This is a genomic window from Serratia sp. CY83965, from assembly GCF_052166375.1.
GTDB classification, from domain to species: Bacteria; Pseudomonadota; Gammaproteobacteria; order Enterobacterales; family Enterobacteriaceae; genus Serratia; species Serratia marcescens.
This window is the reverse complement of sequence record NZ_JBJNOV010000017.1, coordinates 26,336-52,543: the sequence shown is the minus strand read 5'-3', so window position 1 is coordinate 52,543 and position 26,208 is coordinate 26,336. Positions and strand designations below refer to the sequence as shown.

Here is a 26,208-nt window from a genome sequence, read left to right as displayed (position 1 = left end):
CTGTTTTTTCTCTGGTTAACGATATCAACACAGCGGCCTGCCCGCAGGCGCCCCGTATGCCCGTCAGAGTATAGAGCGGCATCCTAAAAACCGCTTCAAAGCTGAGCCAGGCGGCGCAGCTGCTTTTTAATGCGCGACTTGGCGCAGCCGTAAGCATCCGTCGCCGCCGCCTGATGCACCCGCTGCAAAGCGGAAGCATGATGGCCGCCGTGGCTATGGCTCTGCGCATCACCGCGAAAAGACAACAGCAACAGAACGAGCAGCATCGCCACGCTTGAATACATCAGCCGCCGCGAGGCGCCCGCGTTCGGGAAACCTTCAGTCTGCATGTTTCGCTCCCCCAGCCATGATTTCGAATGGCAGCAAAATAACTGAAATTCTTCCGTGCTCCCTTAACGCGAGATTAAAGCCAGATTAAGGTTTGCTTAAGAACGCGCAGGCCGAGCAGGTTTCCCCGTTGTCTTCCCGTCAGCGTTATAGTTAGATAAGCGCGACTCAAGGATCTCAGCGGAAATAACGTGAACATACTGTTGGTGGAAGACGACCTGCAATTAGGCAAGGCGCTGTGCCGCGCATTGGAGCTGGCCGGCTTTAATTTGTGCTGGGTGCGCCTGATCGCCGACGCGGAAAATAAACTTTCATCCGGCGGATTCGATCTGATGCTGCTGGATCTCACGCTGCCGGACGGCGACGGTTTGCAGAAGCTGATCGCCTGGCGCGCCGCCGGGCAAAATATCCCGATCATCATCCTGACCGCCCGCGACCGCATTGAAAGCCTGGTGAACAGCCTGGACTCCGGCGCGGACGACTTTCTGGCCAAACCCTTTGCGCTGCCCGAACTCATCTCGCGCGTCAAGGCGGTCAACCGGCGCATGGCGGGCTTCGCGTCACAAACCTGGAGCCTCGGCGCGCTGTATCTCGATCCGGTCAACCATCAGGTCATGCTGGATAACGAATTGCTGATGCTGTCGAAAAAAGAGTATCACCTGCTGCACGAACTGATGCGTTGCGCCGGCACCGTGGTGCGCAAAGCGGTGTTGGAACAGCGGCTGTTCGGCCACGGCGACAGCGTGGAAAGCAACTCGCTGGAAGTGCACATGCATAATTTACGGCGCAAGATCGGTAAAGAAAGAGTGATTACCGTACGCGGCATTGGCTATTTGCTGAAGAAAGAGTAGCGGAATGATCGGTTTCAAATCCTTCTTTATGCGCACCATTATTTTCCAGGTGCTGGCCATTTTATTATTGTGGGGGCTCCTCGTCGCCTGGGTGAAATATTGGTATTACCCCGACATGGAGAAATATTTCGATAACCAGCAACGCATCGTCGCTGCAGGCATCGCCAATATTCTCGACGAAACAGGCACTGACAATATCGATTACCGCGGCATCATCAAGACTATTGAAGGCATGTACATTGATTCCATCAATAACGGCATGCAGGATGAAATCGACTATCACCCGCTGTTTGTGGTTTACGATCGAGACAACCGGGTGCTTTACAGTTCGCAAACGCAGGGAGAGCCGCTGCGCCTGCCGCCTTCGGTGCTGTCCGGTTCCGTCAATTACGCCGGCGCCAACTGGCATCTCGCCGGCAGCTGGAGCGAAAAGCGCCAGTACCGGGTGATCGTCGGCGAATCGTTCAACGATCGCACCACGCTGTTCGGCAATCCGGCGGAGAGCACCGCTGTACCGCTGCTGGGCATTCTGGCGGCCATCATCGTCACCTTGCTGTTTACCGCCTATTTCAGCCTGCGGCCGCTGCGCCAGATCGCCCGCACCATCTCCGATCGCCAGCCTGGCAACCTGTCGCCGATCAACGTCAGCGAGCAGTATCAGGAAATCCGGCCGGTGGTGATGGAGGTCAACAAACTGATGGCCCGCATCGACGCCGCCAATCAGCGCGAGAAACGGTTTATGGCCGACGCCGCGCACGAACTGCGCACGCCGATCGCCGCCGTGCTGGCGCAGCTGCATTTGCTGACCCAGGTCACCGAGCAGCAGGAACGCCGGGAGATCATCGGCGACATGCAACAAGGGCTGGATCGCGCGGCGTCGCTGTCACGCCAGCTGATCAACCTGGCCAAGCTGGAGGCGGAAGATTTTCCGCTGAAGATTGAGGCGGTGGACATCTACGCCGAAATTGGCAAATGCATCGCGCAGCACGTTCCCTATGCATTGGAAAAGGATGTGGAACTGTCGCTCGACGGCAGCGAGGATGTGGTGGTGAGCACCGATCGCCGTGCGCTGATCGCCATCTTCACCAATCTGCTGGACAATGCGCTCAAGTACGCGCCCCCCGGCAGCCGTATCGAAGCCAATATCCGCTCGCTGGCGCCGCTCGGCTGCTATATTACGTTGCGCGACAACGGCCCAGGAGTAAGCGAAGAACACCGTTCCCGCCTGTTTGAGCGCTTTTACCGCGTGCCCGGCACGCAGCAAACCGGCAGCGGGCTCGGATTGGCCATCGCCCGCAACCTGGCCGACAAAATCGGCGCGCAGCTGCGCGTCACCGAAGGCCTCGACGATCGCGGCATCGGCTTCATCATCGATTTGCCGGAAAGTTACCGGCCACAGACTGAGAGTGAACAACGACCATGATTGCCCCTGTTCTGCTACAACGGCAGCAACTCGACCGGCTATGGGATATCGACCGCAGCGAAATTATCGACACTCTGTATCGCCTGCAGGACGGCAAGTTGCACCCCTACCCGGACTACTACGATGTGCGCGGCTGGGATCCGCACGATCGGGAAACCTATACGCCGATCCACGAAGCGTGCTTCGATCGCGGCGGGGCGTTCTTCGCGCTGTTCGAAGGCGAGGAGATCGCGGCGGCGGCGGCGCTGGACACCGAACCGCGCGGCCCACAGCGGGATCTGCGCCAGCTGCTGTTCTTTTATGTCAGCGCGCACAAACGCGGCCAGGGGTTAGGCAGGCAGCTGTTCCAGCTCTGCCTGCGTCAGGCGGCGCAAGAAGGCGCCGCCGGGCTGTATGTCTCCTCCATCCCCAATAAAAGCACCGTAGACTTCTATCTGGCGCAAGGGTGCCGACTCATCGAACAGCCGGATACGGAATTGTTCGCCCGTGAGCCGGAGGATATTCATCTGGTCTGCCCTTGCCGCTAACGGCCGGGGCTTAACGGGCGATGCGCATCACCGAACGCACGTCACTTTTCTTGTTCAGATCCCACACCTCGGCGATCTCCGCCAACGCGTGTTCCTGCGTCTCGATAGTGAGCGCTCCGGTCGCCGCCAGCGCCAGAATCTCGATCGCGTAGCGCTGCATTTCCGGGATCGGTGGGAAGTTGCCGGTGCCGCTGCCGAGGATCTGCAGCTGATTACTGCGCAACACCGCCGCCGGCAGCCGGATGTCCGGCGCGGCCATCGAACCGACGTTGACCAAGCGAATGCCGCGTCCGCCGGCGTAAGACGAGAGATCGTGATTATTGAGGGTCGCGAGCAGCGCTTCGGTCGCCGGCCCCCAGATGTAATCGACGATCACCTGATAACCGCCCGGCCCCGCCGCCGCCGCGAAGGCCTGCGTCAGCGCCTCGCCCTGCAGGCTCAGATCCACCGTGGCATCCACGCCCAACGCTTCCAGCACGCTCAGCCGACGGCCGGCGGCAACGATACGCCCTGCCCCTGCCTGACGCGCCGCGGCAACCGCCAGCTTGCCTGAGGTGCCGGTGGCGCCGATGATCAGCACCGTTTCACCGGGCTGCAGATCCGCCCGCCAACGCAGCGGCAGCCAGGCGGCGAAGGCCGGATTGATCAGCGCTGCCGCCGTGGCGTCGTCCACCGCCTCCGGCACCGGCACCGTCCATGACGCGACGCTGCGCTCAGCCATCGCACCGTAAGGGCGGCGGAAGGAGGCAAAGTACACCCGTTTTCCGTCCGCCGTACGGCCCACGCCGTCGGTGCCGGGCACAATCGGCAATTGCTTCGGGCTGGAATAGTGGGTGCCGGCGACGGTGGCGCGATCCAGCTGTTTGATGCCGGCCGCCAGAACGTCGATCGGCACTTCATTCGCCTGCGCCTGGGGCTCCTCAAAGGTGCCGAAAACCGGGGCTTGCCCCAGCGCTGTTACGATTGCCGCTTGCATGGTGACTCCTCAAATCGTGGGAACGTACAGGAAAGAATAGGCCGCTATAAAATAAAAAGGGACACCGCATGATGCGGTGTCCCCCGAACACAAACTTTGCCGAACGTGTTATTCGTAATCGCTCATCGGCACGCAAGAGCAGAACAGGTTACGGTCGCCGTACACGTCGTCCAGACGCTTAACGCTCGGCCAGTACTTGTTCTCGCGTACGCCGGCCACCGGGAACACCGCCAGCTCGCGGCTGTACGGGTGCTGCCAGTCGTTGACCAGTTCCGCCTGCACGTGCGGCGCATTCACCAGCGGGTTGTCTTCCAGCGGCCATTCGCCTTTGGCGACGCGGTCGATCTCGCTGCGGATCGCCAGCATCGCATCGATAAAGCGATCCAGCTCCACTTTGCTTTCCGACTCGGTCGGCTCGACCATCAGCGTGCCCGCCACCGGGAACGACATGGTCGGCGCGTGGAAGCCGAAGTCAATCAGGCGCTTGGCGATGTCCATTTCGCTGATGCCGGTCTCTTCCTTCAGCGGACGAATGTCGAGGATGCATTCGTGCGCCACGCGGTGATCGCGGCCGGTATACAGAATCGGATAGGCGTCTTTCAGACGGGTGGCGATGTAGTTGGCGTTCAGGATCGCCATCTGGCTGGCCTGCTTCAGGCCTTCCGCGCCCATCATGCGGATGTACATCCAGCTGATCGGCAGGATGGAGGCGCTGCCGAACGGCGCCGCGGAGACCGCGCCCTGCTGGGTGGTTACGCCGTCGATCTGCACGACGCTGTGGCCCGGTACGAACGGCGCCAGGTGCGCTTTCACGCCGATAGGGCCCATGCCCGGGCCGCCGCCGCCGTGCGGGATGCAGAAGGTTTTATGCAGGTTGAGGTGCGAAACATCCGCGCCGATGTAGCCCGGCGTGGTGATGCCCACCTGGGCGTTCATGTTGGCGCCGTCCAGATACACCTGACCGCCGAACTGATGCACGATCTGGCACACTTCACGGATGGTTTCTTCATACACGCCGTGGGTCGACGGGTAGGTCACCATGATGCAAGAGAGTTCTTCGCCTGCCTGCTCCGCCTTAACGCGCAGATCGTGCAGATCGATGTTGCCGTTCTTGTCGCAGGCGACCACGACCACGCTCATGCCCGCCATCTGGGCGGAGGCCGGGTTGGTGCCGTGCGCCGAGCTCGGGATCAGGCAGACGTGACGGCCCGCTTCGTTGCGGCTTTCGTGGTAGCGGCGGATCGCCAGCAGGCCGGCGTATTCGCCCTGCGCGCCGGAGTTCGGCTGCATGCACACCGCGTCATAGCCGGTCAGCTGCACCAGCCACTGAGACAGTTGGCCGATCATCTGTTGGTAACCGGCAGCCTGCTCCGGCGGGCAGAACGGGTGCAGTTCGGAGAATTCAGGCCAGGTGATCGGGATCATTTCCGCCGCGGCGTTCAATTTCATGGTGCAGGAACCCAGCGGGATCATCGCCTGGTTCAGCGCCAGATCCTTACGCTCCAAGCGATGCATGTAACGCATCATCTCGGTTTCGCTGTGATAACGGTTGAATACCGGGTGGGTCAGGATCGGATCCTGGCGCAGCATGGCGGCCGGGATCGATTGACTGTTTTTGCTCACCGCCGCGTCCAACGCGTCGATGTCCAGACCGTGATTGTCGCCGGCCAGCAGTGCGAACAGCGTTTGCACGTCTTCACGCGAGGTGGCTTCATCCAGCGTGATGCCCACGGCGCCGTGGATGTCGGTACGCAGGTTGATGCCGAAGCTCAGCGCACGTTCCAGCACGGCGGCCTTGTCTTTCACTTCAACGGTCAGGGTGTCGAACCAGGTGTTGTGGCGCAGCGTCAGGCCGGCCTTCTGCAGCCCGGCGGCCAGAATGTCGGTCAGGCGATGGATGCGCCCGGCGATGCGCTGCAGCCCTTGCGGGCCGTGATACACCGCATACAGGCTGGCGATGTTGGCCAGCAGCACCTGCGAAGTACAGATATTCGAGTTGGCCTTCTCGCGGCGGATATGCTGCTCGCGGGTCTGCATTGCCATGCGCAGCGCGGTGTTGCCGGCGGCATCGCGGGAAACGCCGATGATGCGGCCCGGCATCGAACGCTTGAACTCGTCGCGGCAGGCGAAGAAGGCGGCGTGCGGGCCGCCGTAGCCCATCGGCACGCCGAAGCGCTGCGCGGAGCCGAACACCACGTCGGCGCCCTGCTTGCCCGGCGCGGTCAGCAGCACCAGGGCCATGATGTCGGCGGCCACGCTGGTGATGATTTTGCGCGATTTCAGTTCGGCCAGCAGCGCGCTGTAGTCGTGCAGTTCACCGGTGGTGCCCACCTGCTGCAGCAACACGCCGAACACGCCGTCCAGCTCCAGCACTTTTTCCGCTTTATCGACGATGACGTCGAAGCCGAAGGTTTCGGCGCGGGTGCGCACCACGTCCAGCGTTTGCGGATGCACGTCGTCAGCCACGAAGAAACGGTTGGCGTCTTTCAGCTTGCTGGCGCGTTTGGCCAACGCCATCGCCTCGGCGGCGGCGGTGGCTTCATCCAGCAGCGATGCGGAGGCCAGATCCAGGCCGGTCAGATCGAGGGTCACGGTCTGGAAGTTCAGCAGCGCTTCCAGACGGCCCTGCGACACTTCCGGCTGATAAGGGGTGTAAGCGGTGTACCAGCCCGGGTTTTCCAGCATGTTGCGCAGGATCACCGGCGGCGTCAGCACGGCGCTGTAGCCCATGCCGATATAGGATTTGTAGCGCTGATTCTGCGAGGCGATCGCCTTCAGCTCAGCCAGCGCCTGGTGTTCGGTCGCCGCGTCGCCAACCGGCGGCGGCCCCGGCAGCTGAATGTCCGCCGGCACGATCTGTTGGATCAGCGCGCTGAGCGAGCGAGCGCCCACCGCTGCCAGCAACTCCTGGCGTTGTTCCGCAGAAGAGCCGATGTGGCGTTCGATGAACGCTTCGCTGTGTTCGAGTTGGCTGAGTGTCTGAGTCATTGCTACAAATTCCTGAATGCTTGCGTGATACGGGATATAGCTTGAACGGTAACTAAAACGCCCCGGCCGAAAGGCCTGGGGCGTGGGCACGATTACTCGTCGATCGAGGCCTGATAAGCCGCGGCGTCCAGCAGGTTCGCCAGCTCGCCTTCGTCGGAGGCTTTAATCTGGAACAGGAAGCCGTCACCGTAAGGTTCGCTGTTCACCAGCTCCGGGGAGCTTTCCAGCTCGCCGTTCACCGCCACGATTTCACCGCTGATTGGTGCGTAAATGTCCGACGCCGCCTTGACGGATTCTGCCACGGCGCAATCTTCACCGGCGGCGACTGTGCGGCCCACTTCAGGCAGATCGACAAATACCATATCGCCCAGCAGTTCCTGCGCGTGTTCGGTGATGCCTACGGTGTAAACGCCGTTACCTTCTGAACGAACCCACTCGTGGGAGGATGCGTATTTCAATTCTGTTGGCACATTGCTCATCGCCGGTTACTCCTTCGAAGAAATAAAAAATCAATCAATAGAAATTAATTTGCCAGCGGCTTGCCGGCGCGAACGAAACCGGGCTTGGTCACTTTAACCGGCATCTCGCGGTTGCGGATCTGCACGATAGCCTGCTCGCCGATGCCCGCCGGCACACGCGCCAGCGCGATGCTGAAGCCCAGCGTCGGGGAGAACGAACCGCTGGTGATCACGCCTTCGTGGGTTTGCCCCGCCGCGTCGGTGAAACGCACCGGCAGCTCATTACGTAATACGCCTTTTTCCGTCATGATCAAGCCGACCAGTTGCTCGGTGCCCTGCTCGCGCTGTTGTTCCAGCGCTTCGCGGCCGATGAAACGGCGATCTTCCGGCTGCCAGGCGATGGTCCAGCCCATGTTGGCGGCCAGCGGCGAAACGCCTTCATCCATCTCTTGCCCGTAGAGGTTCATGCCCGCTTCCAGGCGCAGGGTGTCGCGCGCGCCCAGACCGGCCGGCTTGACGCCCGCGGCCAGCAATTTTTGCCAGAAATCCGCCGCCTGCTCTTTCGGCAGCGCGATCTCATAGCCGGCCTCGCCGGTGTAACCGGTGGTGGCGATGAACAGCTCGCCGGCCTGCACGCCGAAGAATGGCTTCATGCCTTCGACCGCGCTTTTTTGCTCCGGGGTGAACAGGGTGCCGGCGCGCTCTTTGGCCTGCGGGCCCTGCACCGCGATCAGCGCCAGATCGTCGCGCACCGTCAGCGCGACGCCATACGGCGCGGCGTGCTCTTCGATCCAGGCCAGGTCTTTGTCGCGGGTGGCGGAGTTCACCACCAGGCGGAAATAGTCTTCAGTGAGGAAATAAACGATCAGGTCGTCGATCACGCCGCCGGAGGCATTCAGCATGCCGGTGTACAGCGCTTTGCCGGGTTGGGTCAGTTTGGCGACGTCGTTCGCCAGCAGGTAGCGCAGGAACTCGCGGGTGCGGGCGCCGTGCAGATCCACAATGGTCATGTGAGACACGTCGAACATGCCGGCATCCTGACGCACCGCGTGGTGCTCATCGAGCTGCGAGCCGTAGTGCAGCGGCATCATCCAGCCGTGAAAGTCTACCATGCGCGCACCGCACGCCACGTGCTGGTCGTACAGTGGGGTTTGCTTTGCCATCTTTTCCCTCTTTCCACTCGTCGCTAGAAGTTAGGGTGCTGCCACGCAATGCGGCGGAGACTGGCTCGCGGCCCGATCGCCATGGCGCACTGACTGCTCAACACAAATGCTGCGCCGGGACGGGCGGAAACTGCGTGCAACCGCCGTGACGCAAACGATACCTTTCCCTCGAACTTATCACCGAACGACCACATTAACCATAAGTTAAAATAGGCTCATCGCCGTTCCCGGGCGGTAAAACGCCGGGCTAGTGTGCAGAGTTTTTCACTGGAAAAATGCGCCTTAAGGCACAAAATTAACAATTAAAGCGGCAAAACACCGAACTTATATAACAAACCTATGGCCGCACATGGGATCCGGACTTTTGATAACCGAACATGGAATTAGAAAAAGTAATGATAAAAAGCGGCTGAAATTAGATTATTTCAAATGAGGGGTTATATAAGGAAACGCGATGGCATAAGGCGAGAAGCGCGAGCCCGCTGCGGGCTCGCAGAAGGCAGGTGTCAGGCAAGCCACTCGGGCAGATCGTTCAGGCCCATCGCCTGACGCACCAGCTTCGGTTTGACGCCCGGCAGGCTGTCCGCCAGCCGCAGCCCCACGTCGCGCAACAGCTTTTTGGCCGGGTGGTTGCCGTCGAACAGTTCGCGGAAACCCTGCATGCTGGCCAGCATCACCGCCGCGCCGTGTTTGCGGCGGCGCTCATAGCGGCGCAGATAGAGGTGTTGGCCAATATCCTTGCCCTGCCGTTGCAGGCGACGCAGTTCGGAAATCAGCTCGGCGGCGTCCATAAAGCCCAGGTTCACGCCCTGTCCGGCCAGCGGATGCACGGTATGCGCCGCATCGCCCACCAGCGCCAGGCGGTGCGCCGCGAAGCTGCGCGCATAGCGGCCGGTCAGCGGGAACGCCAGCCGTTCGCTTTCCAGGCTGCAGGCGCCCAGACGCATATCGAAGGCCATCGCCAGTTCGCGGTTGAATTGTTCCGGCTCCAACTGCTTGAGACGCTCGGCCTCTTCCGGCGCGACCGACCAGACGATGGAGCTCAAATGCGGATCGCTGAACGGCAGGAACGCCAGAATGCCGTCGCCGTGGAAAATTTGCCGCGCCGTGGCCTGATGCGGCTCTTCGGTGCGGATGGTAGCCACCAGCGCGTGGTGGCGATAGTCCCAGAAGGTAAGCGGGATATCGGCATGCTGGCGCAGCCACGACTGGGCGCCGTCGGCGCCAATCACCAACCGCGCGGTCAGCATACGGCCGTCCTCCAGCGTGATGAAGGCGTCATTCTCGCCCCACGCCACCTGCTTGAGCGCGGCCGGGGTAATCAGCGTGATGTCCGACAGGCTTTCGGCGCGTTTCCACAGCGCCTGCTGGATCACCGAATTTTCGATGATGTGGCCGAGATGGCTGAAGCCGCACTCATCGCCGCGGAAGGCGATTTTGCCGAAGCTGTCGCGATCCCACACTTCCATCGCGTTGTAGGCGCTGGCGCGCTGCTGGAGGATGTCGTCCCACACGCCGATGTGCTGCAGCAACCGCTCGCTGGCGGCATTGATGGCGGAGACGCGCAGCGCAGGCTGCTCCGACGGCGGCGTCATCTCCGGCTGGCGCTGCTCCAGCACCGCCACGCGCAGCCCGCTGCCCTGCAAGCCGCAGGCCAACGCCAGCCCCACCATACCGCCACCGGCGATAATCACGTCAAATGATTGCATGCTGCTCGATTTCCTTAAATAACGCGCGACGCCTTGCCGCGCCGCGTTTTTGGGCGCGCCACAGGGCGCCCGATTCTGTGTCTAACGTTCCACCCAGCCCAGCGTACGCTTGGCGAAGGCGTCGCGCACCGCCGGCAAACGCGCCATCGCCATCAGCCCCAGATTGCGGCCGACCACCAGCGGGCTATAACGATTGGCGAACAGGTGGATCAACCCATCGGTCACGCCGATCGTCGCCTGCTGATCGTTTTGCCGCCGCTGCTGATAGCGGCTCAGCAATGCGTAACCGCCGGCGTCTTCGCCGCTGTCTGCCGCTTCCGCCAGCGTTTCCGCCAGCGACATCACGTCGCGCAGACCAAGATTGAACCCCTGCCCGGCGATCGGATGCAGCGTCTGCGCCGCGTTGCCCACCAGCGCCAGCCGGTGGCTGACATGGCGATCGGCGGTCAGCAGGCCAAGTGGATAACTGTGCCGCTTACCGGCCTTGAGGATGCGCCCCAGCCGCCAGCCGAAAGCCTGTTGCAGCTCGGCGATAAAACGCGCGTCGTCCCAGGCATCCACCCGGGCGCGATCTTCGCGCGCATGGCACCACACCAGCGAACTGCGCCCCTGCGACATCGGCAACAGCGCCAGCGGCCCATAACGGGTAAAGCGCTCGAAAGCTCGCCCCTGCGGATCTTCCGCCGTGGTGACGTTGGCGATGGTGGCGAACTGCGGATAGTCCTCCTGCCGCCACTGCACGTTGCAGGCCTGCGCCAGCGCCGAACGCGAACCGTCGGCCGCCACCAGCAGCTGCCCGCGCAGACGCTGGCCGTTGTCCAGCAGCACTTCCGCCCGCTCCGCGGTGCGGATCACGTCCACCACCCGCGCGGGGCAGTGCAGCGTGACGCCCGGCGCCTTCGCCAGCAGCGCAAACAGCCGCTGCCCGGCGTCGTGCAGTTCGATCACCTGCCCGAGCGCATCGACCTGATAATCCTGCGCCTGCAGATTAACGAAACCGGCGTGACCGCGATCGCTGACGTGCACCTGAGTGATCGGCGTGGCGCAGTCGCGCAGCGCCGGCCAAACGCCGATGCGCGCCAGCTGTTGGCAGGTGCCCTGCGCCAAAGCAATGGCGCGGGCGTCAAAACCAGGATGGCTGCGGTCGTCCGGCCGGGTCGCCTCGACCAGATCCACCGCCATTCTTCCCTGAGTAAGTGACGAGATAGCCAGCGCCAGCGTCGCGCCCGCCATACCGCCGCCAACGATAATTACGCTCATGCTATGACCTTGCCGCCGCCATCAACGCTTCGATGGCATCGGCATCTTTCACTACGGTGGCGGTCAGGTTTTCATTGCCGTCGGCGGTGATCACGATGTCGTCCTCGATGCGGATGCCAATGCCGCGGTATTCCTCCGGCACGTCCGCATCCGGTGCGATGTACAGCCCCGGTTCCACGGTCAGCACCATGCCCGGCTCCAGCAGCCGATCGCGGCTCGGCGTGCCGTAGTGGCCGACGTCATGCACATCGAGCCCCAACCAGTGGCTCAACCCGTGCATAAAGAACTGACGGTGGGCCTGCTCGGCGATCAATTGATCGACTTCACCTTTCAATACGCCCAGCTCCACCAGCCCGACCACCATGATGCGCACCACTTCGTCATTGACTTCGCGGATGCTGGTGCCGGGTTTGAACAGTTCCAAAGCGCGCTGCAGCGACGCCAGCACAATGTCGTACACCGCGCGCTGCGGCCGGCTGAACTTGCCGTTGACCGGGAAGGTGCGGGTGATGTCGCCGGCGTACCCCTGGTACTCGCAACCGGCGTCGATCAGCACCAGATCGCCGTCGCGCATCTGGCTCTCGTTCTCGGTGTAGTGCAGGATGCAGCCGTTTTCGCCGCTGCCGACGATGGTGTTGTAAGACGGATAACGGGCGCCGAGGCGGGTGAATTCATGATGAATTTCCGCTTCCAGCTGGTATTCGAACATGCCCGGGCGGCATTTTTCCATCGCGCGGGTATGCGCCAACGCGCTGATCTCACCGGCGCGGCGCATCACCGCCAGCTCTTCCGGCGATTTGAACAGGCGCATGTCGTGCAGCCACGGCCGCCAGTCGGTAACGGTGGCCGGCGCCTGCAGATTCTGGCGGAACCCCTTGCGCAGCTTGTCCAGCGCGCCGAACAGGATCTGATCGGCATAGGCGTATTCGCCCTGCGCGTGGTAGACCGCATCCAGGCCGTTGAGCAGCAGGTGCAGTTGGTCATTGATTTCATCGAACGGCAGCGCGCGATCCACGCCCAGCTTCGCCGGCGCGGCGTCTTGCCCCAGGCGGCGGCCAAACCAGATTTCCGCCGTCAAATCGCGCACCCGGTTGAACAACACGCTGTGGTTGTGCGTTTCATCGCTTTTAATCAGCACCAGCACCGCTTCGGGCTCATTGAAGCCGGTCAGGTACCAAAAGTCGCTGTTCTGCCGGTAGGGATAGTCTGAATCTGCACTGCGCGTCGTTTCCGGCGCAGAGAAAATAACCGCCGCGCTGGCCGGCGCCATTTTCGCCAACAGCGCCTGGCGGCGGTTGTTGAATTCCTGCTGAGTCATTGCCTTCTCCTGAAATCATGCCATCCGCACCGCCGGCGGAGGGGCGATAAAACGTTTAGTGCAACGTCGGTTTGATGTTTTCCGGCGCCGTCGGCTTGTGACGGGCGAATTCGCCGTGGCACATGATGGCGGCGACCCGCACATACTCCGCCACTTCTTCCAGCGACTGTTCCAATTCTTCCTGATCTTCGTCTTCGTCGTAGCCCAGTTGCGCGATGTTGCGCAGGTCGTCGATCGCTTCACCGACTTCGTCTTTCACCTGGGCCAGCTTCGGCTGCATCATGCCCAGCCCGAGCAGGAAGTGGTTGACCCAACCGGCCAGCGCGTCGGCGCGATCGAACACGCTGACGATCTCTCCTTCGGGCAGCATCAGTTGGAACAGGAACTCGTCATCTTCCAGCGTGTCGCGCGTCGCTTCATACAGCTGTTGCAGCGGTTGGCTGAGCGCCTGCGGGAAGGCGACGCCTTCGTTGGTCAGATCGTGCACCAGCGCCTGCCAGCCGGCGTCACGGCTGCCGCCGCACAGCAGGCCGCTGATCAGGCCGTGCATTTCTGCCGCGGTCAACGCCACCGACTGCTGGTTGAGGGCCACGGTTAAAGATTGGTAACTTGGAAATGTATTCTGTATAGACATGCGCATTCGTCATCGTTGGCAGGATAAGTTCGTGTTATGCTACCACCAAGGTCCGTCGCTATACCAGATAAGCGCGACACCTCAGTGGCTAGTTATAATCGCGATGTGGCAGGTTTCACACTGCGCCGGCGGGGGGCGAAAGTGCGGTAAATACGCATTTTGAAACCCTTTTTTGACTGGCAATGTGCGCCACAGTAGATTACAACCAGGTACTGAAAAAGGGGTTGTATCTTGGTACCGAGGTATATATAGTGGCGCCCGCTTTGACGGCCCGGCCAGGGCGGACAAGGCTGGCGCGAAATTTAGGCAGGAAGGTGGCATGTCTGCACAACCGGTAGATATTCAAATTTTTGGCCGCTCGTTAAGAGTCAATTGCCCGCCAGAACAACAAGATGCGTTGAATATGGCGGCGGACGATCTTAACCAGCGGTTGCAAGATCTTAAAGTTCGCACTAGAGTCTCCAATACTGAGCAACTGGTTTTCATCGCGGCATTGAACGTCTGTCACGAACTTGCTCAAGAACGGTTGAAAACCCGTGACTATGCGTCCAATATGGAACAACGCATACGGATGCTGCAGCAGACCATTGAACAAGCGCTGCTTGAACAAGGTCGCATCTCTGAACGTCAGGATGCACAATTCGAATAACTTAAGTTGTTGAAATCAAAGTTTCGGCAACGAGTACAAAATTTCTCTGAGATGTTCGCCAGCGGGCCAGTCCCCTGAGCCGATATTTAGTACAAACAGAATGTGTTGCTCCGCGATCGGTGAGCACGCTCGGTGCGCCGAGAAGCCTTAAGATTGCGACGGCACGTTCACCTTGAACCATGGGTTCAAGGGTTACAGCCTGCGACGGCATCTCGGAGATTCCCCTTCTCAGCGGTTTATGTGTGCTGAACGCCACACTGAGCAAGCCTGATACGATGTCTTTTCAACCCCAATTCGCGCAGCAGCGCCAAGCCATTCGTCAACTCATTCGCCAACGTCGGCGCGAGCTTACGCTGGGCCAGCAACGCTTTGCCGCAGACAAGATAGCCGAACGCCTCGTCGCGCATGAACGCATTCAGGCGGCGCACAGCATCGCGGTGTTTTTGTCGTTTGACGGCGAACTCGATACCGGGCCGCTGATCGAGCGGCTGTGGACGCTCGGCAAACGGGTTTACCTGCCGGTGCTGCATCCGTTCAGCCCAGGCCACCTGCTGTTCCTGCGCTATGCGCCGGAAACGCCGCTGGTGCGCAACCGCTTCAATATTCTCGAACCGCGCCTCGATGTGCGCCAGGTGTTGCCGCTGGGTGAACTTGACGTCGTGCTGACACCGCTGGTGGCGTTCGATCATACCGGGCAGCGTCTGGGCATGGGCGGTGGCTTTTACGATCGCACCCTGCAAAACTGGCGCAGCGGCGGCCCCTATCCCATCGGCCTGGCCCATGATTGCCAGCAGGTGGAGCACCTGCCGACCGAACATTGGGATATCCCGCTGCCGGAAATCCTCACCCCGCTCTGCAGCTGGGCGTGGCATGAGCCCAAATAGCAAAAGGCCGGATCGCTCCGGCCTTTTTCGTTGCGGCATGCCGCCGAATCAGAACAGCAGGCGGGCGCGGATGGTGCCGTCGATGGCCTTCATGCGCTGCAGCGCGGCGTCGGCGCGCGCGGTTTCCGCTTCGATGTCGATCACCACATAGCCGATTTCCGGCCCGGTTTGCAGATACTGCGCGGCGATGTTAACCCCCTCTTCGGCGAAGATCTGGTTAATCTGCGTCAGCACGCCCGGACGGTTTTCGTGGATGTGCAGCAGGCGGCTGGCGTTCGGGCCATGCGCCGGCAGCGACACTTCCGGGAAGTTGACGGCGGACAGAGTCGATCCGTTGTCGGAGTATTTCGCCAGCTTGCCGGCCACTTCGTCGCCGATGTTCTCCTGCGCTTCCTGCGTGGAACCGCCGATGTGCGGCGTCAGCAGCACGTTGTCGAACTCACACAGCGGCGAGTTGAACGGATCGCTGTTGGTCGCAGGCTCTTCCGGGAAGACGTCGATCGCCGCGCCCGCCAGGTGATTGCTGGCCAGCGCGTCGCACAGCGCGGGAATATCGACCACGGTGCCGCGCGAGGCGTTGATCAGAATGGCGCCCGGTTTCATCAGCGCCAGCTCTTCCGCCCCCATCATATTTTTGGTCGATGGTGTTTCCGGCACGTGCAGCGTCACCACGTCGCTCATATTGAGCAAATCGGACAGATGGCGCACCTGCTGCGCATTGCCCAGCGGCAGCTTGTTCTCGATGTCGTAGAAGAACACCTTCATGCCCAGCCCTTCGGCCAGAATGCCCAATTGGGTGCCGATATGGCCGTAGCCGATGATGCCCAGCTTTTTGCCGCGCGCCTCATAGGCGCCCACGGCCAGTTTGTGCCACACGCCGCGGTGCGCCTTGGCGTTGGCGGCCGGAATGCCGCGCAGCATCAACAGCAGCTCGCCCAGCACCATTTCGGCCACGGATCGGGTATTGGAGAACGGGGCGTTGAAGACCGGAATACCGCGTTTGGTCGCCGCTTTCAGCTCAACCTGGTTGGTGCCGATGCAGAAGCAACCCACCGCAACCAGTTTTTCTGCGGCGGCGAACACTTCTTCGGTCAGATGCGTGCGCGATCGGATGCCGACGAAGTGCGCATCGCGGATGGAGGCCTTCAGCGATTCGGTGTCTAACGCACCCTTGTGGTATTCGATATTGGTATAACCGGCGGCACGCAAATTATCGACCGTGCTCTGATGAACCCCTTCCACCAACAGGAATTTAATCCTGTCTTTCTCCAATGATACTTTTGCCATTTACCCGACCCTATGTTCAGACTTCAGAAGCGGCTGTGACGACACAGCTCCCATCCAACATAACAAAAATAACGCGGGCGGCAATACAAACGATTGCCTGCCCGGCAGGACAAGGCGCAGCGTTGATGGCGGTTTACGGCAGAAAATGCCATAGGGAAAGTTTTCGGCAGAAGCTTTGGGGAGTCAGTTTTCACAATGTGACATAAGTCACCAAATTTGCCGTTTTTCAGAAAAGATATTTTAACCGAAGAATTATGCGGCCCGGCACTGCCGGGCCACAGCCGGCAGAAGTTTATTTGACCACTTTCACGCCTTCCGGGGTGCCGACCAGCGCCACGTCCGCACCGCGGTTGGCGAACAGCCCCACGGTCACCACGCCGGCGATGCCGTTGATCTTGTTCTCCAGCGCCACGGCGTCGGTGATGCTCAGGTTATGCACATCGAGGATCACGTTGCCGTTGTCGGTCACCACGTTCTGGCGATACTCCGGCAGGCCGCCCAGTTTCACCAGCTCACGCGCCACATAGGAACGGGCCATCGGGATCACTTCCACCGGCAGCGGGAACTTGCCCAGCACGTCCACCTGCTTGCTGGCGTCGACGATGCAGATGAATTTCTTGGCGATGGCGGCAATGATCTTCTCGCGCGTCAGCGCCGCGCCGCCGCCCTTGATCATCTGCATATGGCCGTTGATTTCGTCCGCGCCGTCCACGTAGATATCGAGCGAGTCCACTTCGTTGCTGTCGAACACGTGGATGCCGAGGCTTTTCAGCTTGGCGGTGGAGGCATCGGAGCTGGACACCGCGCCTTCGATCTGGTGCTTGATGGAGCCCAGCGCGTCAATAAAGTGGGCGGCGGTAGAGCCGGTGCCGACCCCGACGATGGTGCCCGGCGTCACGTATTCCAGCGCCGCCCAGCCCACCGCTTTTTTCAGTTCATCCTGCGTCATAATATGTCCCTTGCCTCTGTACGAAAACGTGTGCGTATTATAGGGTAAAACGCTGTTTTTCACGCCGGCAGGATCACACTTATTTACCGCAGCCCGCATTTTTACCCGCTTGGCGGCGAGCTGGGGGCGTGATTTTTCCACCTGCGCCATGCGTAAAATGTGGCATAGTGCCGGTATCATTCTAATTTAAGGGATATCTTTCCGATGAAACGCCCAGACTATCGTACGCTGCAAGCGCTGGACGCGGTGATCCGTGAGCGCGGCTTCGAGCGCGCCGCGCAAAAACTCTGTATCACGCAATCGGCGGTATCCCAACGCATCAAACAGCTGGAAAACCTGTTCGGCCAACCGCTGCTAGTCCGCACCGTGCCGCCGCGCCCGACCGAACAAGGGCAAAAGCTGCTGGCGCTGCTGCATCAGGTGGAGCTGCTGGAAGAAGAGTGGCTCGGCAATGACACCGGCGTCGATACGCCGCTGCTGCTGTCGCTGGCGGTCAACGCCGACAGTCTGGCGACCTGGCTGCTGCCGGCGCTGAAGCCGGTGCTGGCGGACTCCCCCATTCGTCTGAATCTGCAGGTGGAAGATGAAACCCGCACCCAGGAGCGGCTGCGCCGCGGTGAGGTGGTGGGCGCGGTGAGTATTCAGCCGCAGCCGCTGCCGAGCTGCCTGGTGGATCGGCTGGGGGCGCTGGACTACCTGTTCGTGGCCTCCAGCGGCTTCGCCGAGCGCTATTTCCCGAACGGCGTCACCCGTTCCGCGCTGCTGAAAGCGCCGGCGGTGGCCTTCGACCATCTCGACGACATGCACCAGGCATTCCTGCAGCAGAACTTCGATCTGTCGCCGGGCAGCGTGCCCTGCCACATCGTGAACTCATCGGAAGCCTTCGTCCAGCTGGCGCGTCAGGGCACCACCTGCTGCATGATCCCGCATCTGCAGATCGAAAAGGAGCTGGCATCCGGTGAACTGATCGATCTGACGCCGGGGCTGTACCAGCGCCGCATGCTGTACTGGCACCGCTTCGCGCCGGAAAGCCGCATGATGCGAAAAGTGACCGACGCATTGCTGGAACACGGCCACCAGGTATTGCGCCAGGATTAAAACGAAAAAAGGTTCGCCGTCGCGAACCTTTTCTTCAATACAACGCCCTTACTGCGCGGCGTTGCGCTGCAGCTCAAACACCACATCCACCTGATCGTCGAAGTGAATGCTTTGCTGTTCATAGGTTTGCGCCGCGTCGTTTTCCGCCGCCGCGCCGGCCGCCTTATACATCCGCGCCACCGGCATCGGCTGATAGTTGGCGACCCGGTAGCGAATGCTGTACACCGGCCCCAGCTTGGCGTGGAAGCCTTTGGCCAGGGATTCGGCCTGCTGAGTCGCGTTCTCGATCGCTTTTTGCCGCGCCTGCTCGCGATATACGTCCGGTTTGGCGACGCCCAGCTCCACCGCGCGGATCTCGTTCAGGCCGGATTTCAGCGCGCCGTCCAGCAACTCGTTCAGCTTGTCCAACTGGCGCAGGGTGACCTGCACCTGGCGCACCGCCCGGTAGCCCTTCAGCACCGACTCGCCGGTTTTCAGGTAGTCGTATTCCGGCTGAGTGCGCAGGTTGGCGGCGCTGATGTCTTTTTTCTCGATGTTGTTTTTCTGCAGGAAATCAAAGTACTGCGCCACGCGCTCGTCTACCTGCTTCTTCGCCTGAGCGGCGTCTTTGGAGGAAACGCTCACCTCGATCGCCAGGGTGGCGATATCCGGCGTGGCGTCCACGCTGGCGGTGCCGGAGGTGACGACGTGCGGCCCTTCAGGCACTTCAGCCGCCTGCAGCGCCATCGGTAACGTCCCTAATCCGACCATTGCGGCCATAGCCAATGCTTTTAGCTTCACAGTGTCTCCTTAATGACAGGCTGTCTCTGATCGCCGGCTTTTCCCTGTGAGAACCGCCGGATTCCTGGCATCAAACGTAGCATATCGCACGGCGTTTTGAATTCGGATTAGTGACAAATTCTTATAAATTTGCCCCCTGCCAGGCCAGCTGCAGCGCGATGCCCCACATCACCAGCCCGACCAGCGCGTTGATGATGCGCTGCGCCCGCTGCGTGTTCAGCCACGGCGCCAGCCAGGAGGCCAGCAGCGCCAGGCCAAAGAACCACACCGCCGACGCGCTGACCGCGCCAAGCGCGAACCAGGAGCGCACGTCCGCCGTCAGCTGCCCGCCCAGGCTGCCGAGCACCACAAAGGTATCCAGGTAGACGTGCGGGTTCAGCCAGGTGACCGCCAGCATGGTGACCACGAGGCGCCAGCGGCTCTGCGCCAGCTCCTGCGCCGCGGCCTGTGCCGGTTGCGGGCTGAAGGCGGAACGGAACGCGCCCCACCCGTACCACAGCAGAAACGCCACCCCGCCCCAGGTGACCAGCGCCAGCAGCAGCGGCGAGCGGGTCAGCAATGCGCTGCCGCCGAAAATCCCGGCGCAGATCAGCACGATATCGCTCAGCGCGCACAGTGAGGCAATCATCAAATGATACTGGCGGCGAATGCCCTGGTTCATCACGAATACGTTCTGCGGGCCCAGCGGCAGGATCATGGCGGCGCTCAGGGCAAACCCCTGCAGGAAGACGGCTAACATGGGAGATTCCTCGAATGATAAAAGGCGCCGGACGAAGGCGCGTGTCGGTCAACACGCGCATCATACGAGGAAGCGATCATTAGGTGAAATTGATGTTTCTAATCTAGTATCAGAGATGCTAATACTTAAATCGGCGTGACGAACCCCAGCTCCTGAGAGATGCGTTGCGCGGTGGCCAGCACCGGTTTGATCAGGCTTTTGACGCCGATCTGCTGCAGCTTGGCGGTCGGCAGAGAAACCGACACCGCATAAGGCACGCGCTGTTGAATATCGAACACCGGTGCCGCCACGCAGGAGACCCCCAGCTCGTTTTCCTCGCGATCCATCGCCATGCCGCGCTGACGAATATCGGCCAACTCCTCATACATCTTCGGCAGCTCGGTAATGGTATTGCGCGTCAGCGTCTGAATCTCCTGCTGGTGAGTCTGCCAGTAGTGAGCCGGGTAATCATCGTTGCCGTAAGCCATGAAGATTTTACCCATCGCCGAACAGTACAGCGGCATATGCTGGCCGATATAGGCGCGGGTGCGCATCATGCCGGTGGTCGGCTCCAGCTTGTAGATCAGGATGACGTGGTCGTCTTCGCGGCTGGAGAAGTTGACCGTCTCGCCCACTTCCAGGTTCAGCTGTTCCAAATGCGGCGCGGCCACGTGAATGATGTTGAGTGACGACAGCGCCTTCTGGCCGATGGAAATGAACTTGGTGGTCAGGCGGTAGCTGCCCGGCGACGGCGCCTGGGTCACATAGCCGCTGGTGTGCAACCCCTGCAGCAAGCGGTGCACCGTGCTCTTGTTCATGCCGGCCAGCTCGGACAGATGCGCCAGCGGACATCCGTTGGGGAAATTGCTCAGGATCTCAATCAACTGCAAACCGCGGAACAGGCTTTGGCTGCCCAACGGTTTGTCTTTCTTGTCATCTTTCTCGTCGACGGCTTTCAGGCTCATAGCGAAAATCTCTCCAGTGTCGAACCGCCAACCGGCGCTGCGGCGAAGTCAGCAGGCTCTTTGCCGGGCATGTTACCCCAAGGCCCGCATCAGGTGAAGACGGAACGCCGTTTCATTGTCCGCAGCGGGCCAAAAATCCGCAATATTTCCCCCACATTGAAGTGAGCCATCGATCACATTTCCGCAAAGTAAAAAATAACTCATTGTTTAATAACAACAATTAAAACCTCATCGCCTTTGATTTAGCGCAACGAACGTCATATTATTTTTGAAATTGAATTTCGCATGTTGAAATTTAAAGGCCAGATACTCACCAGCGGTTTAGCTGATTTGCCCGGCATCTTCGCACGGGCGCAACACCAGGGGCGCATCACATGACTATCGATAATGCGGCACAACCCATCCTTACCCTCAACCACATCGTCAAACGATTTGGCGGCAACGTGGCGGTCAACGACGTCAGCCTACAGGTGATGCCGGGCGAGGTTCTGGCGTTGCTGGGCGAAAACGGCGCCGGTAAATCGACGCTGATCAAAGTGCTGGCGGGCGTCTACCCGCGCGACGGCGGCGATATTCGCTTTCAGGGCGCAAGCATCGCCTCCGCCGCCGCGATAAAAAGCGCCAGCCGCCAGCCGATCGCTTTTATTCATCAGGATCTCGGCCTGATCGAATGGATGACGGTGGCGGAAAACATGGCGCTGGTGATGGGGTTTCCCCGCCGCTTTGGGTTGATCGACTGGCGCGCCATTCGCCGCCGTGCGGCGCAGGCGCTGCACGACGTCGGCATCGCACTCGATCCCGATGCGCGCGTTTTCGAACTGTCGCGCACCGAAAAATCGCTGCTGGCGATCGCTCGCGCGGTGGCGGTCAATGCCGAGCTGCTGGTGCTGGATGAACCGACCGCCTCCCTGCCCGCCAACGACGTGCGTCATCTGTTCGCCGTGATCAACCGGCTGCGCGCCAAAAAGGTCGGCATGATTTACGTCACCCACCGCCTGGACGAAGTGATCGAAATCGCCGACCGGATCTGCGTGATGCGCGACGGGCGCTATGTCGCCGGCGGCCGCACCGCCGACTACTCGCTGCGCGATCTGGTGCAAACCATCGTCGGCGAAGCGATGGCGGACGACCAGCGCGAACCGCTGCCGGAACATCGTCCGCCGGTGCTGCAGCTCGATAGCGTCACGGTGGGCGATATCGGCCCGGTGAGCTTCGACTTGCAGCCGGGCGAGATGCTGGCGCTGGCCGGCCTGCGCGGGGCCGGACAAGAAGAAATTGGCCGGCTGCTGTTCGGGTTGCGCCAGGCCGACGGCGGCACGATTCGGTTTCGCGATCGACCCTATCAGGCGAGCACCCCGCAGCAGGCGATGGCCTGCGGCGTTTCGCTGGTGGCGGGCGATCGCACCGGCGAAAGCCTGGTGATGTCGATGACCGTGCGTGAAAACCTGTTTATCAACCCCTGCGCCAGCGGCCACCGGCTGCTCTCCCGCTACGGACGGCGAGCGGAGATCGGCGCCAGTTGGTGGAAGGTGCAGCTGTTCGACGTACGCCCCAAGGACGTCAATATCGATATCAGCGCACTGTCCGGCGGCAACCAGCAAAAGGTGGTGATGGCGCGCTGGATGCATCTGGGGGCGCCGCTGCTGATCCTGGAAGATCCCACCGCCGGCGTGGACGTCGGCGCGCGAGCGGAAATCTACCACCTGCTGAATAAATCCCTGGCGGAAGGCGTGGCGGTGCTGGTTATCTCCAACGATTTCGAGGAGATCGCCCATATTTGCAACCGCGCACTGGTATTCAACCGCGGGAAAGTGGTCGGCGAGCTGAAAAATCAGCAGGTGTCATTCGCCAATTTATTGGAGCTGGCCTCAGCCAGCACCGGGGAAAGCGTCGCAATCACGTCAGAATCCGAGGTAGGCCATGTCTAAAACATCCGTTAAATCAACCGCGCTGGAGCAGCGCGTCAGTCTGGCGCAGGACGGCGCCGGCCCGTGGCTGATGCAGGTTCTCACCCGCTATGGCCTGCTGCTGCTGTGCATCGCGCTGGTCGTGCTCTTCTCACTGCTCACCCCCTCCTTCGCATCGATGCTGACGCTGCAGGCTATCTTGTCGAGCAAGGCCAAAATCGCCCTGTTGGCGCTGGCGGCGACCATCCCGATGATCGTGGGCAAGATCGATCTTAACGTCGGTTTCGGCATTGTGCTGTGGCACATTCTGGCGATCACGCTGCAGGTGGAATATGGCTTCTCCTGGCAGATGGCGGTGCTGACGGTGCTGGCGATCTCGGCGCTGTACGGGTTGCTGAACGGCATTCTGGTGGCGCTGGCCGATATCGACAGCTTCGTCGCCACCCTCGGCTCCGGCACCGTACTGTATGCCATTGCCCTGTGGCACTCCGGCGGGCGGCAGATCGTCGGCGACTTGCCGGATGCCTTCATCGCGCTGCACCACACCGAGATCGCCGGCATTCCGATCGTGGCATTTTACGTGCTGATCGTCGCGGTGGTGCTATGGCTCATCACCGAACACACCCCGCTCGGCCGCTGCATGTATGCGGTGGGCGGCAACCCGGCGGCGGCGCGCCTGAACGGCATCTCGGTCAATCGCTTTACCATCGGCGCCTTCATCGCCTCCAGCGTGCTCACCGGTTTCAGCGGCGTATTGATCGCCGCCGAACAGGGCGTCGGCCAGGCCAGCGTCGGCATGGACTATCTGCTGCCGGCGCTGGTCGGCGCCTTCCTCGGCAGCACCACCATTCGCCCAGGGCGCGTCAACGTCTGGGGCACCGTGGTCGGCATCGCCATTCTGGCAATCGGCATCGCCGGCATTCAGCAGTTCGGCGGCGAATTCTGGGTCGAACCGCTGTTCAACGGCGCGACGCTGTTGCTGTCGATCACCCTGGCCGGCTATGCCCAACGCCGTCGGCTGCTCAATCAGAAAGCGGTACAACGCAGCCAGGCGACGCCGGCTGACAACAACAATCAGACAGCGACCCACCCTTAAACCAGGAGCACACCATGAAACGCATTTGGCTGTTACCGGGGTTCACGACCTTGCTGCTCGCCGCATCGCCGGTCTGGGCCGACGCCTATCTCGATCAGGCCACCGCCGCCGTCGCGAAGGCCACCGCCAGCGCCACCCAGTGGGACGGCCCCACCAGCGGCCCGCAGCTGCAGGCCAACAAGAAGATCATTTTTATCGCCTCCGACATGAAGAACGGCGGCGTGCAAGGGGTGCAACAGGGGTTGAGCGAAGCGGCGAAAGCCGCCGGCTGGAAGCTGGAAACGCTCGACGGCGGCGGCTCGGTGAAAGATCAGCTGGCATCGCTCAATCAGGCCATCGCCCAGAAACCGGACGGCATCGTGATCGGCGGCTGGAACCCTAACGTCGCCAAGATCCCGCTGAAAAAGGCCGTACAGCAGGGCATCGTGCTGACCGCCTGGCACGCGGTGCCGGAACCGGGCCCCATCGCCAAATACAACGTGTTCTATAACGTCACGTCGGATTCCAACGAAGTGGCGCGCATCGCCGCGCAATACGCGGTGGTTCAGTCCGGCGGCAAGGCGAGCGTGTTGATCTTCACCGACTCGCTGTACCAAATCGCGTTGGACAAGGCCAACGTCATGAAAGAAGAGATCGCCAAATGCAGCGGCTGCACGCTGCTGGAATTCATCGACACGCCGCTGGCCGATACCGCCAACCGCATGCCGGCGATGACCTTCAGCCTGCTGCAGAAGTACGGCGACAAATTCCAATATGCGCTGGCGATCAACGATCTGTACTTCGACTTTATGGCCCCGGCGCTGAAGACCGCCGGCAAAGGCGGCAAGAACGCGCCTTACAACGTGTCGGCCGGCGACGGTTCGATCTCCGCTTACCAGCGTATCCGGTCAGGCGACAGCCAGTCGGCGACGGTGCCGGAGCCCTTGAAGCTGCACGGTTGGCAACTGCTGGACGAATTCAACCGCGCCTTCGCCAAGCAGCCGCCTTCCGGCTACGTCACGCCGGCGCACCTGGTGACACGCGACAATATCGCCGCCGACGGCGGCGCCAATAACCTGTATGACCCGCAAAATGATTATCAGGGCCATTACAAAGCGATCTGGGGCGTGAAGTGAACGGCGGCATTCGGCATTCATTGCGCACGCACGCTCAGCTCGAGCGCTTGTGCTCACCGGCGATTTGGGCCGAAGGGCCGGTCTGGCTACCGCAGGAGGATGCGGTGGTGTTCAGCGACGTGAAAGGCAATCGCATGTTCCGCTGGTCACGCCGGGGTGAGCTGGCCCTATACCGTTCGCCGTCGCACTACGCCAACGGCAATGCGCGCGACGGCGAGGGGCGCGTGGTCAGCTGCGAACACGGGCGGCGTGGCATCAGCCGCACCGAAAGCGATGGCGAAGTGCGCCTGTTGATCGACCGCGTCGACGGTAAGCGCTTTAACTCGCCGAACGACGTGGCGGTGCGTTCCGACGGCACCCTGTGGTTCACCGATCCGCCCTACGGCATCATCGGCGACGAAGAGGGTTACAAATCGGAAAGCCAGGTGATCGGCTGTTACCTCTACAGCTTCGATCCGCGCGACGGTTCGCTGACCATCGCCGCCTGCGACCTGCAGCGCCCGAACGGTCTGGCGTTTTCACCGGATGAAAAATGGCTGTACGTGGCGGACATGTCGATCGTGGATTTTCCGACGCTGGGCCGCCGCGAGCTGCGCGTCTATGCGGTCAACGGCCGCAAGCTGGAAGCCGGCCGCCGTTTCGCCACGGTGGAGCCCGGTTTCCCGGACGGGTTCTGCGTCGACCGGGCCGGCAATCTGTTTTGCAGCTGCGCCGACGGCGTGCTGGTCTTTGATCCAGAGGGGCGACAGATCGACAAAATCAGCGTGCCGGAACGCGTCTCCAATTGCACCTTCGGCGGCCCGAACGGCGATGAGCTCTATATCACCGCCACCACCTCGCTCTACCGCATGGTGTTGAACACCCGCGGTTAGCCGGGGTCTTGCAAGACGCAGGGTGGGTTTCGACCCGCCCTGCTTTGCCACGTCTGAAGCACGCCATCTCCACCAAAATGTGGCGACGATCACAAAATCACCACTCAATTTTAACGTCATGTTTTTCATGAATAATTTTACTCCCCCTTGCTTTGACTTCCCTGAATCGCCGGGATAGCATTTATTTGAAATGCAATTTCGCATATTGAAATTTAGCGAACCAAAAACAGACGATTCGCACAGGCGGAGAACCG

Annotated in this window: 24 protein-coding genes and 1 other RNA gene; 11 read left to right on the top strand and 14 right to left on the bottom strand. The window is 61.2% G+C overall.

Annotated elements, in window-relative coordinates; translation table 11 throughout:
* Positions 1 to 95 precede the first annotated feature (95 nt).
* The gene (locus tag ACJ8PL_RS22710; RefSeq protein WP_016929998.1) at positions 96 to 329 is read right to left on the bottom strand and encodes a hypothetical protein; all 234 of its coding nucleotides are present in this window, start codon (positions 327 to 329) and stop codon (positions 96 to 98) included.
* Positions 330 to 518: 189 nt separating this feature from the next.
* On the opposite strand from ACJ8PL_RS22710, the gene ACJ8PL_RS22705 reads away from it, so the two are divergent.
* From ACJ8PL_RS22705 to ACJ8PL_RS22695, 3 genes are read left to right on the top strand one after another with little or no spacing between them, the layout of a single operon-like run.
* Positions 519 to 1,178 (top strand): response regulator, encoded by a 660-nt coding sequence (locus ACJ8PL_RS22705; RefSeq protein WP_016929999.1) that lies wholly within the window; start codon positions 519 to 521, stop codon positions 1,176 to 1,178.
* Positions 1,179 to 1,182: 4 nt separating this feature from the next.
* Entirely contained in the window at positions 1,183 to 2,601 is a 1,419-nt protein-coding gene (locus tag ACJ8PL_RS22700; RefSeq protein WP_016930000.1) for an ATP-binding protein, read from the top strand.
* Positions 2,601 to 3,128, top strand: coding sequence for a GNAT family N-acetyltransferase (locus tag ACJ8PL_RS22695; protein WP_049300399.1), 528 nt, complete (start codon positions 2,601 to 2,603; stop codon positions 3,126 to 3,128). The genes ACJ8PL_RS22700 and ACJ8PL_RS22695 overlap by 1 nt, the downstream gene beginning before the upstream one ends.
* A gap of 10 nt (positions 3,129 to 3,138) precedes the next feature.
* Here the strand turns inward: ACJ8PL_RS22695 and ACJ8PL_RS22690 are convergent, their stop codons facing one another.
* The 8 genes from ACJ8PL_RS22690 to ACJ8PL_RS22655 form a co-directional block, all read right to left on the bottom strand.
* On the bottom strand, positions 3,139 to 4,104 hold the full coding sequence (locus ACJ8PL_RS22690) for a quinone oxidoreductase family protein (protein ID WP_016930002.1): 966 nt from the start codon (positions 4,102 to 4,104) through the stop codon (positions 3,139 to 3,141).
* Positions 4,105 to 4,212: 108 nt separating this feature from the next.
* Positions 4,213 to 7,092 (bottom strand): aminomethyl-transferring glycine dehydrogenase, encoded by a 2,880-nt coding sequence (gene gcvP, locus ACJ8PL_RS22685; protein ID WP_004931634.1) that lies wholly within the window; start codon positions 7,090 to 7,092, stop codon positions 4,213 to 4,215.
* 92 nt (positions 7,093 to 7,184) lie between these two features.
* The gene (gene gcvH, locus ACJ8PL_RS22680; RefSeq protein WP_016930003.1) at positions 7,185 to 7,571 is read right to left on the bottom strand and encodes a glycine cleavage system protein GcvH; all 387 of its coding nucleotides are present in this window, start codon (positions 7,569 to 7,571) and stop codon (positions 7,185 to 7,187) included.
* 44 nt (positions 7,572 to 7,615) lie between these two features.
* Positions 7,616 to 8,713 carry a glycine cleavage system aminomethyltransferase GcvT gene (gene gcvT / locus ACJ8PL_RS22675; RefSeq protein WP_016930004.1) on the bottom strand — a complete coding sequence of 366 codons (1,098 nt, stop codon included), beginning with the start codon at positions 8,711 to 8,713 and terminating at the stop codon, positions 7,616 to 7,618.
* A 506-nt stretch (positions 8,714 to 9,219) separates the two neighbouring features.
* Positions 9,220 to 10,422, bottom strand: coding sequence for an FAD-dependent 2-octaprenylphenol hydroxylase (ubiI, locus tag ACJ8PL_RS22670; RefSeq protein WP_016930005.1), 1,203 nt, complete (start codon positions 10,420 to 10,422; stop codon positions 9,220 to 9,222).
* A gap of 81 nt (positions 10,423 to 10,503) precedes the next feature.
* Complete coding sequence (gene ubiH, locus ACJ8PL_RS22665; protein WP_028128314.1) at positions 10,504 to 11,682, bottom strand: 2-octaprenyl-6-methoxyphenyl hydroxylase; 1,179 nt, start codon at positions 11,680 to 11,682, stop codon at positions 10,504 to 10,506.
* A gap of 1 nt (position 11,683) precedes the next feature.
* Positions 11,684 to 13,000, bottom strand: coding sequence for a Xaa-Pro aminopeptidase (gene pepP, locus ACJ8PL_RS22660; protein ID WP_016930007.1), 1,317 nt, complete (start codon positions 12,998 to 13,000; stop codon positions 11,684 to 11,686).
* A gap of 55 nt (positions 13,001 to 13,055) precedes the next feature.
* A complete protein-coding gene (locus tag ACJ8PL_RS22655; protein WP_028127696.1) occupies positions 13,056 to 13,634 on the bottom strand; it encodes a YecA/YgfB family protein in 579 nt (192 codons plus the stop codon).
* Positions 13,635 to 13,953: 319 nt separating this feature from the next.
* Between ACJ8PL_RS22655 and zapA the strand changes: the two genes are divergently transcribed.
* The 3 genes from zapA to ACJ8PL_RS22640 all read left to right on the top strand — a co-directional run bounded on the left by zapA (position 13,954) and on the right by ACJ8PL_RS22640 (position 15,167).
* Positions 13,954 to 14,283, top strand: coding sequence for a cell division protein ZapA (gene zapA / locus ACJ8PL_RS22650; protein ID WP_004931621.1), 330 nt, complete (start codon positions 13,954 to 13,956; stop codon positions 14,281 to 14,283).
* Positions 14,284 to 14,323: 40 nt separating this feature from the next.
* Positions 14,324 to 14,506, top strand: a non-coding RNA gene (gene ssrS / locus ACJ8PL_RS22645) — 6S RNA.
* Positions 14,507 to 14,558: 52 nt separating this feature from the next.
* Positions 14,559 to 15,167, top strand: a complete 609-nt coding sequence (locus tag ACJ8PL_RS22640) for a 5-formyltetrahydrofolate cyclo-ligase (RefSeq protein WP_240293695.1) — start codon at positions 14,559 to 14,561, stop codon at positions 15,165 to 15,167.
* 48 nt (positions 15,168 to 15,215) lie between these two features.
* Here ACJ8PL_RS22640 and serA read toward each other — a convergent pair whose 3' ends face one another.
* Together serA and rpiA are read right to left on the bottom strand one after the other, a co-directional pair.
* A complete protein-coding gene (gene serA, locus ACJ8PL_RS22635) occupies positions 15,216 to 16,454 on the bottom strand; it encodes a phosphoglycerate dehydrogenase (RefSeq protein ID WP_239442463.1) in 1,239 nt (412 codons plus the stop codon).
* 292 nt (positions 16,455 to 16,746) lie between these two features.
* Positions 16,747 to 17,403, bottom strand: coding sequence for a ribose-5-phosphate isomerase RpiA (gene rpiA, locus ACJ8PL_RS22630; RefSeq protein WP_004931614.1), 657 nt, complete (start codon positions 17,401 to 17,403; stop codon positions 16,747 to 16,749).
* Positions 17,404 to 17,607: 204 nt separating this feature from the next.
* Here rpiA and ACJ8PL_RS22625 point away from each other — a divergent pair, with 204 nt between their 5' ends.
* Positions 17,608 to 18,501 (top strand): LysR family transcriptional regulator ArgP, encoded by an 894-nt coding sequence (locus tag ACJ8PL_RS22625; protein WP_004931613.1) that lies wholly within the window; start codon positions 17,608 to 17,610, stop codon positions 18,499 to 18,501.
* Between the two features lie 48 nt (positions 18,502 to 18,549).
* Here ACJ8PL_RS22625 and ACJ8PL_RS22620 read toward each other — a convergent pair whose 3' ends face one another.
* The 3 genes from ACJ8PL_RS22620 to ACJ8PL_RS22610 form a co-directional block, all read right to left on the bottom strand.
* Positions 18,550 to 19,281, bottom strand: coding sequence for an oxidative stress defense protein (locus tag ACJ8PL_RS22620; RefSeq protein WP_004931607.1), 732 nt, complete (start codon positions 19,279 to 19,281; stop codon positions 18,550 to 18,552).
* 121 nt (positions 19,282 to 19,402) lie between these two features.
* Positions 19,403 to 20,020, bottom strand: a complete 618-nt coding sequence (gene argO, locus ACJ8PL_RS22615; RefSeq protein ID WP_025304159.1) for an arginine exporter ArgO — start codon at positions 20,018 to 20,020, stop codon at positions 19,403 to 19,405.
* A gap of 125 nt (positions 20,021 to 20,145) precedes the next feature.
* Positions 20,146 to 20,964 carry an IclR family transcriptional regulator gene (locus tag ACJ8PL_RS22610; protein ID WP_025304160.1) on the bottom strand — a complete coding sequence of 273 codons (819 nt, stop codon included), beginning with the start codon at positions 20,962 to 20,964 and terminating at the stop codon, positions 20,146 to 20,148.
* Positions 20,965 to 21,338: 374 nt separating this feature from the next.
* On the opposite strand from ACJ8PL_RS22610, the gene ACJ8PL_RS22605 reads away from it, so the two are divergent.
* Genes ACJ8PL_RS22605 through ACJ8PL_RS22590 form a run of 4 tightly spaced genes read left to right on the top strand, consistent with a single transcriptional unit; the run spans position 21,339 to position 25,954 of the window.
* Entirely contained in the window at positions 21,339 to 22,892 is a 1,554-nt protein-coding gene (locus ACJ8PL_RS22605) for a sugar ABC transporter ATP-binding protein (protein ID WP_230490958.1), read from the top strand.
* Positions 22,885 to 23,967 (top strand): ABC transporter permease, encoded by a 1,083-nt coding sequence (locus ACJ8PL_RS22600; protein ID WP_016930014.1) that lies wholly within the window; start codon positions 22,885 to 22,887, stop codon positions 23,965 to 23,967. Before ACJ8PL_RS22605 ends, ACJ8PL_RS22600 begins: the two co-directional genes overlap by 8 nt.
* 14 nt (positions 23,968 to 23,981) lie before the next feature.
* Positions 23,982 to 25,082: an ABC transporter substrate-binding protein gene (locus ACJ8PL_RS22595; RefSeq protein ID WP_016930015.1), complete on the top strand. Its 1,101-nt coding sequence runs from the start codon at positions 23,982 to 23,984 to the stop codon at positions 25,080 to 25,082.
* Entirely contained in the window at positions 25,079 to 25,954 is an 876-nt protein-coding gene (locus ACJ8PL_RS22590) for an SMP-30/gluconolactonase/LRE family protein (protein ID WP_176167144.1), read from the top strand. Before ACJ8PL_RS22595 ends, ACJ8PL_RS22590 begins: the two co-directional genes overlap by 4 nt.
* Positions 25,955 to 26,208: the final 254 nt, after the last annotated feature.